This is a genomic window from Enterococcus sp. DIV2453a (assembly GCF_050533535.1).
GTDB classification, from domain to species: domain Bacteria; phylum Bacillota; class Bacilli; order Lactobacillales; family Enterococcaceae; genus Enterococcus; species Enterococcus faecalis.
The window spans coordinates 1,383,867-1,400,237 of the sequence record NZ_CP172899.1 but is presented as its reverse complement, the minus strand read 5'-3'; the positions used below and the strand labels follow the sequence as shown (position 1 = coordinate 1,400,237).

The 16,371-nt window shown below is 36.6% G+C and carries 12 protein-coding genes; 7 read left to right on the top strand and 5 right to left on the bottom strand.

What is annotated here, in order from left to right:
* Positions 1 to 155: 155 nt before the first annotated feature.
* The 3 genes from IGK03_RS06920 (at position 156) to IGK03_RS06910 (ending at position 3,715) form a co-directional block, all read left to right on the top strand.
* Positions 156 to 2,036 (top strand): beta-glucoside-specific PTS transporter subunit IIABC, encoded by a 1,881-nt coding sequence (locus tag IGK03_RS06920; RefSeq protein ID WP_430602591.1) that lies wholly within the window; start codon positions 156 to 158, stop codon positions 2,034 to 2,036.
* On the top strand, positions 2,036 to 3,445 hold the full coding sequence (locus IGK03_RS06915; RefSeq protein WP_049095496.1) for a glycoside hydrolase family 1 protein: 1,410 nt from the start codon (positions 2,036 to 2,038) through the stop codon (positions 3,443 to 3,445). The genes IGK03_RS06920 and IGK03_RS06915 overlap by 1 nt, the downstream gene beginning before the upstream one ends.
* Before the next feature lie 108 nt (positions 3,446 to 3,553).
* Positions 3,554 to 3,715, top strand: a complete 162-nt coding sequence (locus IGK03_RS06910; protein ID WP_002361843.1) for a hypothetical protein — start codon at positions 3,554 to 3,556, stop codon at positions 3,713 to 3,715.
* Between the two features lie 59 nt (positions 3,716 to 3,774).
* Here the strand turns inward: IGK03_RS06910 and IGK03_RS06905 are convergent, their stop codons facing one another.
* Together IGK03_RS06905 and IGK03_RS06900 are read right to left on the bottom strand one after the other, a co-directional pair.
* Positions 3,775 to 4,755: a LacI family DNA-binding transcriptional regulator gene (locus IGK03_RS06905; RefSeq protein ID WP_033624974.1), complete on the bottom strand. Its 981-nt coding sequence runs from the start codon at positions 4,753 to 4,755 to the stop codon at positions 3,775 to 3,777.
* Positions 4,756 to 4,773: 18 nt separating this feature from the next.
* A complete protein-coding gene (locus IGK03_RS06900) occupies positions 4,774 to 6,234 on the bottom strand; it encodes a sucrose-6-phosphate hydrolase (RefSeq protein ID WP_025192037.1) in 1,461 nt (486 codons plus the stop codon).
* Between the two features lie 242 nt (positions 6,235 to 6,476).
* On the opposite strand from IGK03_RS06900, the gene IGK03_RS06895 reads away from it, so the two are divergent.
* From IGK03_RS06895 to IGK03_RS06880, 4 genes are all read left to right on the top strand, one after another.
* Positions 6,477 to 8,150 carry a glycoside hydrolase family 13 protein gene (locus IGK03_RS06895; RefSeq protein WP_010713394.1) on the top strand — a complete coding sequence of 558 codons (1,674 nt, stop codon included), beginning with the start codon at positions 6,477 to 6,479 and terminating at the stop codon, positions 8,148 to 8,150.
* A 16-nt stretch (positions 8,151 to 8,166) separates the two neighbouring features.
* On the top strand, positions 8,167 to 10,095 hold the full coding sequence (locus tag IGK03_RS06890; RefSeq protein WP_002360285.1) for a sucrose-specific PTS transporter subunit IIBC: 1,929 nt from the start codon (positions 8,167 to 8,169) through the stop codon (positions 10,093 to 10,095).
* 272 nt (positions 10,096 to 10,367) lie between these two features.
* Positions 10,368 to 11,249 (top strand): helix-turn-helix domain-containing protein, encoded by an 882-nt coding sequence (locus IGK03_RS06885; protein ID WP_002394463.1) that lies wholly within the window; start codon positions 10,368 to 10,370, stop codon positions 11,247 to 11,249.
* 132 nt (positions 11,250 to 11,381) lie between these two features.
* Positions 11,382 to 12,815 (top strand): cryptochrome/photolyase family protein, encoded by a 1,434-nt coding sequence (locus tag IGK03_RS06880; RefSeq protein ID WP_049095494.1) that lies wholly within the window; start codon positions 11,382 to 11,384, stop codon positions 12,813 to 12,815.
* Between the two features lie 212 nt (positions 12,816 to 13,027).
* Here the strand turns inward: IGK03_RS06880 and IGK03_RS06875 are convergent, their stop codons facing one another.
* The 3 genes from IGK03_RS06875 to IGK03_RS06865 all read right to left on the bottom strand — a co-directional run bounded on the left by IGK03_RS06875 (position 13,028) and on the right by IGK03_RS06865 (position 16,342).
* Entirely contained in the window at positions 13,028 to 14,464 is a 1,437-nt protein-coding gene (locus IGK03_RS06875) for a catalase (protein WP_002408489.1), read from the bottom strand.
* Between the two features lie 302 nt (positions 14,465 to 14,766).
* A complete protein-coding gene (locus IGK03_RS06870) occupies positions 14,767 to 15,777 on the bottom strand; it encodes a lipoprotein (RefSeq protein WP_010775845.1) in 1,011 nt (336 codons plus the stop codon).
* A 139-nt stretch (positions 15,778 to 15,916) separates the two neighbouring features.
* Positions 15,917 to 16,342 carry an 8-oxo-dGTP diphosphatase gene (locus IGK03_RS06865; protein ID WP_002385906.1) on the bottom strand — a complete coding sequence of 142 codons (426 nt, stop codon included), beginning with the start codon at positions 16,340 to 16,342 and terminating at the stop codon, positions 15,917 to 15,919.
* Positions 16,343 to 16,371 lie beyond the last annotated feature (29 nt).

Below are 16,371 nucleotides of genomic sequence, written 5' to 3'. Positions count from 1 at the left end.
AATCAGCTATTCTATCGTGAGAAACATAGTTATTACGTAGATCAGATCAAAGGGACATTCACGACGAGCAAATATTGAGTGTGTTTGCTGAAACGTGCATGTGTGATTTGATCTTTTTTATTGAGCTGTTATTTTATAGATAAGGAGTGGTCATCATGGACTACCAAGCAATAGCAAAAGAAATTTTGAAAGACGTAGGTGGCAAAGACAATATCGTGGATGTCACACATTGTTATACACGATTGCGTTTCATATTGAAAGATACGAAACAAGCGAACAAAGAAGCCTTACTACAAACAGAAGGTGTCATTTCTGTTGTTGAAAGTGGCGGGCAGTATCAAGTGGTTTTAGGCAATAAAGTCGCGCATGTTTATAATGCTCTAGAACCTTTGTTGGCTCAGCAACTTACGACCAAAACATCCACAAAAGAAAAAAATTCATTAGGTAATCGAATTTTAAATACTGTTGCCGCGATTTTCACACCTGTCGTACCAGCAATTGCCGCTTCAGGCATGTTAAAAGGAATTTTAGCTATTGCTGTGATGGTCGCAAACAATTTTTACCAGGTCGATTTAAAACCTTTGAATACGTATATTATTTTAAGCGCCGCTTCCGATGCACTTTTTTATTTTATGCCAGTTATTTTAGGTTATTCAGCTGCTAAGGTTTTCAAAACAAACGAATATATCGCTATGGTAATTGGTGCCACCTTATGTTATCCGACCATCGTTTCATTAATGACTGAAGAATCAGCGGTTACCTTGTTTGGATTACATGTGACCAAAGCCAATTATGTTTCCACGGTAATTCCTATTATTCTTGCAATTTTTATGTTAGCTTATGTGCAACGCTTTTTGGAAAAAGTGATTCCAGAAGTTCTAAAAATTATTATGGTTCCTACGCTATCATTACTTTTAATGATTCCAGCCACTTTATTATTATTTGGACCGATAGGGATTTATTTAGGTGACGGCGTGAATTGGTTGTATTATTATATAATGAATTTTAGTCCCATCTTGTTAGGCGGTTTTATCGGCGGAATTTGGTGTGTCTTAGTCATTTTTGGGGCTCACCGTGGGCTTGTGCCAATTGGGATTAATGATGTCGCTCGAACAGGACGGCAAAATTTGCTAGCGTTTGCTGGTGCAGCGAACTTTTCTCAAGCGGGCGCCGCATTTGGCGTGTTTGTCCGCACAAAAAATAAAGGCTTGAAAGCCGTTGCTGCCTCTGCAACAGTGACTGCATTATTTGGTATCACAGAACCAGCCATTTATGGTGCAAACTTGCGGCTAAAAAAACCGATGATTTATGCGGTGGCTAGCGGAGCAGCAGGTGGGGCCTTAATGGGCTGGGGCGGCTCCTATGGGACAGCCTTCGCTAACCAAGGACTCTTGACCATCCCAGTTTATGCAGAAGCAGGAACCAAAGCCTTTATTTGTTATTTATTAGGTTGTGGCATTGCTTTTTTTGGTGCATTTCTATTAACGATTTTTCTAGGCTTTAATGATTTACCGCTTGACGATTCACGTCAAGAATCCGGCATAAAGACAGAGGCAACGACAGTCAAAGAAAAGCAACGGATTCAAGCACCTGTTCAAGGACAACTCGTATCTTTAGACCAAATCAACGATGAAGTCTTTGCTTCTCAACAAATGGGAAAAACGCTAGCTATTTATCCGACAGAGGAACAAATTGTTTCACCAGGAAATGGGCAAGTGACGGCTTTATATCCAACTCATCATGCAATTGGCTTAAAGTTAGACAATGGTGCTGAAATCCTCCTTCACATTGGAATCAATACAGTCGAATTAAAAGGGCGGGGATTTGAAACGTTCGTAAAAGTAGGAGAAAGGGTCAGACTAGGACAAAAACTGCTCTCTTTTGATAAACAAGTTATCCAAGCTGCTGGTTATGATCCAACCGTCTTAGTCATCGTAACAAATACTGTGGAAATGGCTATAATTGAGACAACCAAACAAACAGAGATTACACCACAAACAAATTTATTTTTCATGCAAGTAAAGGAGCAAAACTAATGGTTAAACAATTTAAGAACGATTTTTTATGGGGAGCTTCTTCCTCCGCTTTTCAAATTGAGGGAGCTTGGAATGAGGACGGCAAAGGCCTAACAGTTGCTGATTACAATTCTTTTAAAAAGTCAGCTGTACAAGCAGATACGAAAGTCGCCAGCGATTTTTACCATCATTTCAAAGAGGACATTGCGTTAATGAAAGAATTAGGCTTAAAAACCTATCGTTTTTCTCTTTCATGGGCACGAATCATTCCAACAGGTGATGGCGAAATCAATCAAGCCGGCATCGATTTTTATAATACCGTCATTGATACACTTTTAGAAAACGATATTTTGCCGTTTGTCACACTGTATCATTTTGATTTACCTTTTGCGTTGGTGGAAAAATACAATGGTTGGGCGGATCGTCGCTGCGTTTCCGCATTTCAACGCTATGCGCAAGTTTGTTATCAAGCGTTTGGTGATCGAGTCAAAAATTGGCAAGTTACGAACGAACAAAACTTAATGATTCGTGTTGATGAACGAATGAATATGTACGATGTTGCACCAGAAAATGTTGAAAAAATTCGTGCACAAATGGATTACCATATGTTTGTTGCCCATGCGTTAGCGACGAATGATTGTCACCAATTGGTTGCTGGGGGAAAAGTCGGTCCCTCTGTTTCCTCAACGATGACTTATCCTAGTTCCAATAAGCCTGAAGATGTTTGGGCGGCTCGTATGAATGATAACTTTAAAACGAATTATGCTCTAGAAATGTATTGTTTTGGCGAATACCCAGGTTACTATCAAGAGTATTTAACCAAATGCGGCATTTATCCCGAAACACAGCCAGAAGATCAAGCAATTCTGAAAGCCGCTAAACCAGATTTTATCGCCCTTAATTATTATCGGACGTTAGTTGCTAGCTATTTACCGACAGATGAGCAACACCCATTGGGTACGAAAGAAAAGGACATTGATTTTGATCTATACGGTTATTTCAAAATCGAAAAAAATCAACATTTAAAAACCTCTAAGTATGGTGCCCAAATTGATCCAACTGGTCTACGTTTAGTTTTAAATGATTATTATCGTCAATACCGTTTACCGTTAATCATTACAGAAAACGGCTTAGGCACACCAGATCACCTAACAGAGGACGGAAAAATTCATGATGATTATCGAATTGCGTATTTGCATGATCATATTGCTGCTTGTCATGCGGCTATTTCTGACGGTGTTGAGTTGTTTGGTTATTGCCCTTGGTCGGTCATGGATATTTTAAGTTCCCATCAAGGATTCAAAAAACGCTACGGTTTTATTTACGTTAATCGTGAAGACCATGAGTTAAAAGATTTACGACGTATTAAAAAAGATAGTTTTTATTGGTACCAATCAGTGATTAAAAATAATGGGTTACCAGAAGAATAGTGCCCCAAAAGGATCATCCATTGCATAAGTGGGTGATCCTTTTGTTTTCAAGTTCTCTCATTCCGTGTTAGACTTAAGTTAACAAACCCATTAAAGGTGGTGAGAGAGATGAATAATTACGATTTATGGAAATGGGCTGCCGGGAAACGAACCGAAAAAGATAAAAATGAAACCTATAGCGCCAAAAATTGGTGGTATGTTTTACTAATGCTCGGTGTATTTGTAGGGATCATGTTGTTGTATTATTTAATCTCTGTGCTTTGGAATTAAGGGAAAATGGGCAAATGAGGAATTAAGAATAAAAAAAGACACCTTTTCAGGTGTCTTTTTTAACAGGATTCAGACAATGATAGCTGAATCGGAATAGGATAATTTTCCTCGAGCGCAACATCAGGATCCTTCATTCTACGAATCAGTAAGTCAATCATAACGTCACACATCTCGTCGATTGGCTGCACAATGGTTGATAGTTGTGGGGCAATTCTTTTGATTAATTTTGTCCCATCATAACCAATTACTTTTAATTCTTCAGGAATGGCTATCTTCAATTTTTGAGCAATATTCATAACTGTAATTGCTGTCAAATCATCGGTACAAAAGATGCCGTCTACAGTTTTATTTTGAAGCAAACGTTCGATTTCTAGATTTTTTAATGTTGTTGAGGTTCCATTATCAATTTGTAGAATCGTTTTTTCTGCGCCATATTTTTCCATCGTTTGTTTATAACCAGCCAATCGATAATCGCTAGGTGCGCCTGTGTTATTAGCACCAGTAATAATTGCAATCTTTTGTGCACCACTTGCAAATAAGGCTTCAGTGGCTTTTTGGCCGCCTTGAAAGTTTTGCGAAGAGACAATTGGAATGCCAGGTGCCAAGAAACGGTCAAAGGAAACAATAGGTAGTGAAACATTTTCATATTCGTTAATAGCTAAGTTATGGCTACCAGTGATTACACCGTCCACTTTATTTGCAGCGAGCATTCGTAAATAGGCGCGCTCTTTTTCTGGATCTTTTTCACTATCACATAAAATCACTTTATATCCTTGAACAAAAAGCTTTCTTTCCAGTGTTTCAATTAGTTCACCAAAAAATGGATGACTAACAGAAGGGAAGACTAAACCAATCAGCTGCGTACTTTTTCCTTGGAGGCTTCTGGCTAATCCATTAGGTTGATAATTTAATTCTTCCATCGCTTGATGAACTTTATCAATTGTTTTTTGACTAAGATAACCATAATTATTAATCACGCGGCTTACCGTTGTCGGGCTCACCCCAGCAAGCTTTGCTACATCCGTTAATTTAACCACCATCAAAATTCACCATCATTCCTAATTATTCGTATTTTCCAGCTCATAAAAACAAGCTTTTGCCGTCTTGGATAGATGAAGATACTGTTGCGCTTTATCTGGAAAGAAGCGACCAGTCATCGTTTTTTCACCTTTATTTACATAGATTTCTGCAACAGAGCAATCAACAAAAATAGTTAACTGAACTGACTTATTTTTCCTAATTTTAGTTTCACGAATTGTGCCATACTTTTCAGCAAAAGGTTGGCCAGCAAATGTTCGATCAAGGGTTATTTTACCATGAATCGTATCAATTGTAATTAAAAGTCCTTTTGAACCCGTTTCGTTCGCTAAAAGCCGAATAAAAGCAATCTCATTTTTGGGAATATCCACTTCTAATTCAAAAGAAGCAGTAGATAAAAAATGGCAGCCATTTGATAAAGTAGTGGCGGATTGACGAAGCATTTCTGTTTCAGAAACTGGATATTGAAATAGTTTCCCGTTGTGAATTGTGAGTTCTTTAACCAGACTTAAGCCATTTGCCCAACCCTCCACATCACTTGGGTAAGTGATTTCTGGCAACCCAATCCAACTGACCGCAAGTGCACGACCATCTGGCGCATTAAAGGCTTGAGTGGCGTAGACATCAAACCCTTCATCTAAATTTTCAAAAGGTCCAGCCTGAACTAAAGAAAGATTCTCCAAATCAAACGTTTCGGCCAATGTGTACATATTCGGATAGATATTCTGATAACTTTTTACAGATGGAGATAGACCTTGTGGGCAAAATAATAAGACAGGCTGGCCATCAATAAATACCAAATTGGGGCATTCAACCATGTAGCCTAATTCTTGGTCGGTGAACGTCAATTCGCCAAGTTGATGAAAATTGTGTACGTTTCGATCTTTAGAAAAATAGACCACAATTTTTCCTTGTCCATTTAAATCACTAGCACCAATTAATAAAACAAGTCCTTCTTGATAAGGAAATACCATCGGATCACGAAAATGGGAAGAATAATTGGGGTCAATTGGTAGGAATGGTGTTGCTTCCTTTGTGATCGCACCTAAAGAATTCAGCCATGCAATATTTTGATATGCAAATCGTTGCCAAGTTTGATCACGAACATTCCCTGTATAAAATAAACATAGTTGGTTATCTATTGGTAAAGCTGAGCCTGAATAGACGCCATGAGAATCATATTCAGAGTCGGGATAAAGGGCAATTCCTTCATAATCCCAGTGAATTAAGTCGGAGGAAGTTAAGTGGGCCCAACTTTTTAGTCCGTGAACACTCCCGAAAGGAAACGCTTGATAAAATAAATGCCACTGGTTATTGAAATACGAAAAACCGTTGGGATCATTTAGTAGTCCTGTCTGTGGTTGAATATGATACTTAAAACGCCAACTAGATTGCGCGATAATAGAAGTTAGATTTTCGAGGTGAGCAGATGTCCAAGAAGAATAAGGCGCATAACGTAATTCATCAGTCCATTGGTTCATGATGCTTGACATAAGTAATGTCTCCTTTATTAGAAAATAGTAGTTAGTCTAATAGTATAAACAAATCAGAAAAAAGTCAAACGTATAACATGTATAAATCTATTTAAATCAAAAGAATATTATAATTTACATTTATTTATGATAAACGTTTGACATATTACGCAAAAACGAGTATCATACAAAATGTAAAAACGGTTACAGAAAAAATTAACAGGACTAGTTTAAGAGTGAGGAGAACCAGAATGAACAGAAATTGGTGGCAAAAAGAAGTGGCCTATCAAATTTATCCACGTAGCTTTTCGGATAGTAATAATGACGGAATTGGTGATTTACAAGGCATTATTCAAAAACTGGATTACTTAGAAAATTTAGGAATTACGCTGATTTGGCTGAGTCCAATGTACCCATCGCCAATGGCTGACAATGGATATGATATTTCAGACTATTATGGTATTTCTAGCGATTTTGGTACAATGGCAGACTTCGATGAACTCATTGAAGAAGCAAAAAAACGAAACATAAAAGTTATTTTAGATTTAGTGGTAAACCATACATCTGATGAACATGCTTGGTTTCAAGATGTTTTAAAAAATCCTCAAAGTCGTTTTCGAGACTTTTATATTATAAAAGAAGGACGAGAAGCACCTACAAATTGGCGGTCTAACTTCGGTGGTAGTGTTTGGGAAAAATTACCTGGGGAAGATGCCTACTACTTTCATGCCTTTCATAAAAAACAGCCGGATTTAAATTGGGAAAATCCTGAACTACGCAAAGAAATCTATCAAATGATTCGTTTTTGGTTAAACAAAGGAATTGCTGGTTTTCGTGTAGATGCGATTAATTTTATTAAGAAAGATTTGACTTGGACAAACTTACCTGCTGATGGGGCAGATCAATTAGCCAAAGTAACAAAAGCGAGTAGAAACATGCCAGGAATGAGTGACTTTCTGAACGAATTAAAAGAAAAAGCTTTTGCTGGCTTTGATATTGTCACAGTTGCCGAAGCGGCCGGCGTCAATTATCCAAATTTATCAGAATTTATTGGAGAAACAGGGTATTTCGACATGATTTTTGACTTCAAATGGGCTGATTTGGATGTGAAATCAGGAAGCGAATGGTTTTATAGAATCGATTGGTCTTGGAATGATTTACGCACATTAATTTTCAAACAGCAAGAAGCCATGCAAGAGGCTGGTTGGAGTGCAAATTTTATCGAAAATCATGATCAACCTCGAGCGACAACGAAATATTTAAAAGAACAGGCTCAACAGCCAAATGCGGTTAAAACATTCGGCGCCATGTATTTCTTTTTAAGAGGCACGCCTTTTATTTACCAAGGACAAGAATTAGGAATGACCAATTTTGAAAGGGGTTCGATTGATGAATTCGATGATATTTCTAGCATTGATCAATACTATCGAGCAATAAAAGAAGGATTTACGCCCAAAGAAGCCTTGGCGTTTGTCAATTTGCGTAGTCGAGACAATGCCCGCACGCCTTTTCCATGGAATGATTCTATGTATGGCGGTTTTTCAAGCGTCAAGCCTTGGTTAGGAATGGTGGATAATTATAAAGAAATCAATGCCGAAGCAGAAATAAAAAATAGTCAAAGTATTTTTCATTTCTATAAGCGGATGATTGCATTTCGTCAAAAGAGTCCCTATACAGACATCTTACTTTATGGAACATTTGAGGGACTATCAAATCTTCCAGATAATGTTATTGCTTATAAACGCAAATTAAATGAAAAAACGATTTACGCTTTTTTTAATTTTGGTGAGGCGGTTCCAATCCCTCATTATTTAGTTAATGGCACAGTTATTTTTGATACACAGTCTGAAGAACGAGAGCAATTAGTTCAGCAGGGAACATTATTAAAAAGCTATCAAGGACTATTGATTACTATAAATGAGTAGCTAGGAGGAGTATAACATGGCAGAAAATTATCAGCAGGCAGCCAAAGACATTATTCAATTAATCGGTATGGATAACATTATATCGGTCACCCATTGTCAAACGCGGTTACGTTTTATTTTGAAGGACCACGAACAAGTAGATGGTAAACAACTAGAAAAAATCGATTTAGTCAAGGGTGTTTTTTATAATGGTGGTCAATACCAAGTGATTTTAGGAACTGGTATTGTGACTAAAGTGTATGATGAAATAGAAAAACTTGGAATTAATGTTGTGTCAAAAGCAGAGCAAACAGCAATTTTAAAAAATAATGAAACGGGCATGCGCAAAACAATGCGCATTTTAAGTGAAATATTCATTCCAATTGTTCCAGTAATTGCAGCAACAGGATTGTTCCTAGGGTTAAAAGGTGTTATTTTTAACGATACTTTTTTACAATTATTCGGAGCAAGTGTAGCCAATATTCCTGAAAGCTTTCAACAAATTGTCTCTGTCATTACAGATACCGTCTTTGCCTTTTTGCCAGCTTTGATTGTTTGGTCTACCTTTAAAGCATTTAATGCGACGCCTGTAATCGGGATTGTTATTGGTTTAATGATGGTATCACCCATTTTACCAAACGCTTATGCAGTTGCAACACCAGATTCTGGCGTGAAAGCTATTATGGCTTTTGGTTTTATCCCAGTTGTCGGTGCACAAGGATCCGTTTTAAGTGCAATTGCTGCTGGTATAATTGGCGCAAAGATTGAACTTTTTTTCCGAAAAAAGATGCCAAATATTCTTGATCAAATTTTTACACCTTTTATGACTATGTTAATTACTTTTTTAATCATGATTCTCGGAATTGGCCCAATTTTGCATACCGTTGAGTTAGGCATGGTAGATGTTGTCCAATGGTTGATTGGGTTGCCCTTAGGACTAGGTGGTTTCGTGATTGGTGCCTCATATCCTTTAATGGTTTTGATTGGTATTCATCATACACTAACTATGGTAGAAACATCATTATTAGCAAATACAGGATTTAATGCATTGATTACAATATGTGCCATGTATGGGTTTGCCAACGTTGGCAGTTGTTTAGCCTTTGCGAAAAAAGCGCAAGATAGCAAAGTGAAGTCGACAGCCATTGGTTCTATGTTGTCTCAATTATTTGGAGTTAGTGAGCCTGTGTTATTTGGATTACTTATTCGTTGGAACTTAAAACCGCTGCTATGTGTCTTGTTTACGTCAGGTTTAGGCGGAGCAATCTTAGCTATTTTTCATATTCAATCAAATTCTTATGGATTAGCCGTTATTCCTTCTTTCTTAATGTATATCTATAGTGCACATCAATTAGTGATCTATTTATTAGTCGCACTTTTATCTGTCGGTGTATGTTATGCATTAACCAGTCTATTTGCAATTCCACAAGAGGTTTTAATTTCAGATAAAGTAATCGAAGAGGAAGAACGCGAAGTCTTTGAAATGCAACATAACACCTTAGATGAACAACTTTTTTCTCCGGTAACTGGTTACGCCATGAATCTTACTGCTGTTAATGACCCAGTATTTTCAAGCGAGATGATGGGCAAAGGTTTAGCAATCATGCCAACAGCGAACAAGGTTTACGCGCCTGCAGATGGTTTATTAAACTTGGTTGCAGAAACTGGGCACGCTTATGGTATCCAAACGGACGCAGGAGCTGAAGTATTAATTCATATAGGAATTGATACTGTCACATTGGGGCAGGAGGTCTTTCAGACACAAGTAACCCAAGGTCACCGTGTTAAAAAAGGAGATCTTTTAGGAACGTTCGATCGAAAAGCCATTAAAGAAGCTGGGCTTGACTCAACTGTCATGGTTATCATTACAAATACTTCAAGTTATTTAAGCGTAGAGCCAATGATGTCAGATCATAATGAAATTACGCCGGAACAAATCATTTTAAATCTAAATACACCTAACTAAACAAAAGAACAGCAAGAAGTAGTTATCACTTCTTGCTGTTCTTTTTCTTAATAAAAAACCAATGATTTTCTGTTGTATTTGTCTGTCCGTTTGTAGTATGATTGAGTCAGTTTTAAAGGAAACATGCCAAGTATGGAAGACCATACTTGACACGCATTGACTAATTAAACATGGGGAACGTTGCCATAAGTTGATGTTCCAGTCAATAATGCAAGTAAATCAAACATAGCATGTACCTCCTTTAATTGATAATCAAAGTATAACATTTTTTAATGAATTTACATAATAATACAAGTGGAGGTCTGTTCGTGAAGGTAGCAGGAGACAAAATAAAACAAGCGAGAAAACTTAAAAAAATCACACAATCAGAGCTGGCTAACGGCATCTGTACGCAAGCAACAATTAGTAATATTGAAAACCGTAATCTATGTGACAGTTTAGATATTTTCTCATCTATTTGCCTCCGATTAGATTTAGAAGTAGAAGAATGTATGATGATTTCTGAAGAAAAGAAAATTGAAAATCTACTAAACAAAGTCGAGGATTTATCTTTACGGTTATTTCACTTAGAGGCCTACAATTTATTACAAGAAGTGCCTGAAGGTCTTATCTTATCTAATAATGAACTAACGACTAAATTGTTATATTATAAGGGAATTACTTGTTTATTAGGAAAAAAAGATAAAGCAGAGGCCTTGTTTTACCTATATCGGGGCGCGGAAATTGACCGTAAAGTCAATATTTACAACATTTTAAGCCTGAATGCGCTAGGTACGCTATATGAACTGGAAAAAGATATGAGAAAAGCGCAAGTGTATTACGAAAAATCATTACAAGAATTGGAACAATTTAAATTAGAATGTTCCTTGGAGCGTTGTAGAATTTATTATAATTCTGCTAAATTCTACTCGGAAATAAAAGATTACCAAAAAAGTGTCATTTTAAGCGAAAAAGGGATTCAGATTTGTCGTGACAAACACTCCATTTATTTGCTAGATTATCTTTTATATGAAAAAGCCTTTAACAAACAAATGCTCGGGGAAGACACAGCCGATGACTATCGTCAAGCCTATTATTTTACACAATTTTTTGGCAATACAGAAGTCCTACAATATATTGAGAAAGATATGAAAGCTTTTAATATTTCCTATTAATTTAATCAAAAAGCCGATAAAAGCTGAAAACCCAGTTTTTATCGGCTTTTTGAAAAGTCTAGGCAAGTTGCTTTTAAAAATCAGCAGTCACGGTTACGATAAGCAAGACGAAGTATTTAGGAGGATTTAAAAATGAAAACAGTAATGTGGTTTAGACGTGATTTACGATTACAGGATAATAAAGCATTAGCACACGCGTTACAAAATTCTGCAGCTGATGAATTGATTTTATTATTCCAAATGAATCCTCAACAATTTATTCAAGAAAGTGCTAATCATAACGCTTTTTTTGCAAGTTTAGCCTCGTTTAAAGAACGAATCGATCAAGAGGCACATTTACAAATCATGGTCGGCGAACCGTTAGATTTATTTTCACGTTTGAAACGCAAATTACCCGATTGGCAGGCCATTTATTTTAATGAAGATACTTGTGGCTTTGGGGCAAAGCGGGACCAGCAAGCTATGCGCTTTTTTGAAGAAAATAATATTCAGTCTTTCTCTTTTCAAGATGCCTATTTGCATGGCTCTGAAGAAATTAAGAAGAACGATGGCAGCAAGTACCAAGTGTTTACGCCCTATTACAATAAATGGAAAGAGGCGCCTAAAGAAACACCGATTCCTGTTTCCTATACAGCTGAAAAAATTTTTAGTGCGTGTCTTTTTCCAGAAGAGGAAGCAGCTTATCGTGAACAGATTGCGAGGATTCCTTTAACACACTATAGTGTCGGCGAAAAAACAGCCAGAAGGTGCTTAAATACTTTTATTGATCAAAAACTTCGATCCTATGAAAATAAGCGTGATTTCCCTTATCAGGATCAAACGAGTCATCTGTCTACTTTTTTAAGAACGGGAGAACTTTCGATTCGCACCATTTGGCAAGAGCTTGCATCTGCGCCTTCTAGCTTAAGTAAAGAAACCTTCAAAAAAGAATTAGCTTGGCGCGACTTTTACAATATGATCTATAGTACGTTTCCACAACAAAAAGAGGAAGCTATTCAAGAAAAATTTCGTTATATTCAATGGACAAATGACCCAGAAATGTTTGTCAAGTGGCAAAAAGGGGAGACGGGGTACCCTATAATTGATGCCGCAATGCGACAACTGAATCAAACTGGTTGGATGCACAACCGCTTAAGAATGATTACTGCCTCTTTTTTAGTTAAAAATTTACACATCGATTGGCGTTGGGGTGAAAAATACTTTCAAAAAATGTTGATTGATTATGATGCCGCCAATAATATCGGTGGCTGGCAATGGGCTGCTTCGACAGGAACGGACGCTGTCCCGTATTTTCGGATTTTTAATCCAATTATCCAGTCAAAAAAATTTGATAATGACGGCCAGTTCATCAAAAAATATGTTCCAGAACTTAAGCAAGTGCCACAAAAGTATATTCATCAACCAAATCTAATGAACGAAGCTTTACAAACGCAATATCATGTACATTTAGGAGAAAATTATCCAAAACCCATTGTCGATTATGCATCAAGTAAAAAACAAACATTGTTTCTATATGAAGCGAGCAAAGAAATTCATCAAGAAATGAACAATCCAAGGTTTCAATAAACAGTAAACCCAACTAGCTTAGCAAACAACTTGTAAGGTTAGTTGGGTAAATTAATTAGTCGAAAGAGAGGTGCAATTTATCGGCTAAAGTTTTTTATTTTATTCTAGTTTACATAATATACATTATACAAAGTAGAATAAAAAGCATTGAAAAGCAAACAAAACCAGTCCTTAGTTTATCTAGACTGGTTTTGTCACGTACGTTATATAAATTATGCTTGTTGCTTGATGGCTTGTGCGACACGTGCTCCATATTCTGGATTTACTCTAGTGAACAAATCAATTTGACGCGCGATGATTTCTTGATTTTTCACTTGACCTAAAGATGCCGCTATATTGTTAATTAAGTTTTCTTTTTCTTCGCTTGGCAGCAAATTATACAAAGCGTTTGCTTGTGTAAAGTGATCTTGATTATAGCTATAATTACCAACATTTCCCTCAACTTCAAAGGAACTAATTTTCGCCTTAGGATCTTCTTTTGGTGTTTCAGTATAACTATTTGGTTCGTAATTAATTTCGCTATTGCCATTGTTAAAACGCATATTGCCGTCTTTTTGGTAGTTATTTACAGGCGCTTTTGCTTGGTTGATCGGCAATTGGTGACTATTAGCGCCCACGCGATGACGATGTGCGTCCCCATAAGCGAACAAACGTCCTTGCAATAATTTATCCGGAGAAGCTTCAATACCAGGAACGAAATTTCCTGGTGAAAAGGTTACTTGTTCAACCTCTGCAAAATAATTCTCTGGATTTCTATTTAAAGTCATCGTGCCAACTTCAATCAGCGGATACTCTTTTTGAGAAACCGTTTTTGTTACATCAAAAAGAGTTTCTTTCATTGTTAACGCATCTGCATACGGGATAATTTGTACAGATAATGTCCAAGAAGGAAATTCTTGATTTTCAATTGCATTATGCAAATCTTCAATATGGAAATCTGGATTTTTCCCAGCAATTTCTTCTGCTAATTGACTCTCTAGATTTTTGATTCCTTGATTCGTCTTGAAGTGATATTTAACAAAAAATACTTCTCCAGCAGCATTGACCCATTTGAATGTATGGCTACCAAAACCATGCATATGACGGAACGACAACGGAATGCCACGATCACTCATTAAAATTGTTACTTGATGAAGGCTTTCAGGTGAATGAGACCAAAAATCCCAAACAGCTTCTGGACTTTTCAAATGCGTCCGTGGATTTCTTTTTTGGCTATGAATAAAATCTGGAAATTTAATTGCATCACGAATGAAAAAAATGGGCGTATTATTGCCAACTAAGTCGTAATTTCCTTCGTCTGTATAGAATTTAAGCGCAAAACCGCGAGGATCACGCAATGTATCTGATGAACCTAATTCTCCAGCTACAGTTGAAAAACGAGCGAATAAAGGTGTTTCTTTGCCAACTTCAGATAAAAAATCGGCTTTAGTATATTGTGCCATTGATTGGCTCACCTTGAAAATCCCATGAGCACCAGCACCTTTGGCATGAACAACCCGTTCTGGTACGCGCTCACGATTGAAATGAGCTAATTTTTCTAATAAATGAACGTCTTGGATTAGGACAGGTCCAAATTCTCCTGCAGTTAGCGAATTTTGATTATCGCCAACTGGACTTCCTTGTGACGTAGTTAAATGTTGATTTTTCACCTAAAACACTCCTTCATCTAAAATTATACTCATTGTATAAAAAAACCACTCTGCATAACAAAAATAATGCTTAAAAACACTCGAAAACATTTGTTATTTAATAGAATGATTAAAAATAGCAGTAGAATTTAAATCAAAAACAAATGTATTAATTTTAAACTGTTTACACCATCTAAAATAACAACCAATAATTCAAAGAAAACTAAAATGCTGTTTTTTTATTCAAAAAAGACCTAGCATCCCAATCATGCTAGGTCTTTCGTTACTTTTTTTGAGCGGTCGTTTTTATTGGTCATTCAGCGTTATTGATTGATCGCAACAGTCGTGTCTTCAGTCGATAGACCTGTCATAGAGGTGCTATCGGAAAAAATTTTTTCAACTTCTTGTTCTGATAAAATATTTTCTTTCTTAGGCATTGAAATCGTCGCTTTTTTGGCTTTTTGTGTAATGCTAATTTTACTAGATAATGATTCAAGTCCCATGTCAACGTTCTTGTCTTGCTGCGGTTTCACATTAATCAACATATTTGTTTTATTTTCTTTTGTATTAACAGAAACTTTGGCAGAAACATCTTTGATTTTTTCGAAAGGATCTTGTTCTTTACCTTTTTCAGATGTTTCTGTCGTAATTTTGATTAACTTTTGTAATTCTTTTTTTGTAAACGTATGGGTAATGGTATCCCCTTTTTTCTCGAACGTATCCTTGTCTAATCCTTCTAAAAACTCTTTGTATTCCTTAGCAGACTGTTTTCGTTCTTTTTCCGATTCTTGATACTCTTTGATTGTATCTTGCCATTCTTTCGTACTTTCCTCGTTCATGGCTAAAAGATCAATGTATTTTCCTTTTAGTTTTTCTGTATCTAACTGAGAACTATCAATAGCACCGTCAGTCATTGAGTCTGCGACAGCGACAATATATTCCATCATATCTGTTGCTAAATAGAGTTTTGGCTCTTTGCCCTCGTTATCTAATGATCCAACCAATGAAATCGGTACATCCATGCCCATCGCTTTTAATTTCATCTCTAAGTTGAATGCTTTTTCTTTTTTGGCATCTACTTGAATCTTCCCAGAAAGCGATGCGTCTTTGATTTGCGTGATGAGCATCCCGATCATAGGATTCGTTTGTGCACCATCTTCTTGTGAAAATTTCATGTCACTAATTGACATAGAGAAATCCCAAACCCCAGATTCTTGTGCGTTTTGATTGCCAATCCCTTGAATGAACTCATCTTTCGCGCTTTTGCCACAGCCTGTCAATAACAAAGCTGAACAGAAAACGCCTGCAATAATCCCCACTTTTCTTTTTAACACACTTTTTCCCCCTCATTATATAAAAAATTAATTCCCTTTTATTAAGAATAGCAAACATTGCTTATAAATAGCAATGTTTAATTTTAGATTTCCTCTCTTTTAATAAGTGGGATTGATTTAATCTTTTAGGTTTGAATCATTAAGCTGTATTATTTTTAAAATAAAATTGCTTTTCGCCAAAAAATACTGGGAAAAGTTCTGCTAAACTGCCAGCTAAAGGACCTTCTCGCAATTCTTTTTCAGTGACCCAAAACAAGGGTTGTTCCGTTTCTTCTGGTAGTTCATCCGCTGTTTCTGCAATGAATAATGTGGCTAATTCCCGCGCACCCGAACAATCATTCAGCCATTCTGCAACACCTACTAATTGTGGTTTCAGCACTAATCCTGTTTCTTCAAGGAGTTCGCGAACCATGGCTGTTTCCATGCCCTCGTTTTTTTCAACATGTCCGCCAGGGAACGTCCAACCAGGCCAATCCTTTTTTTGTCGTTCTTGCACAAGGATTTCATTTTTCTGATTTCTAATCATACATAATGTTGTTAATTCTACTTCAAAATTCCGATTCATTTGGCACCTCATCATTTTTTCCTTTGTTA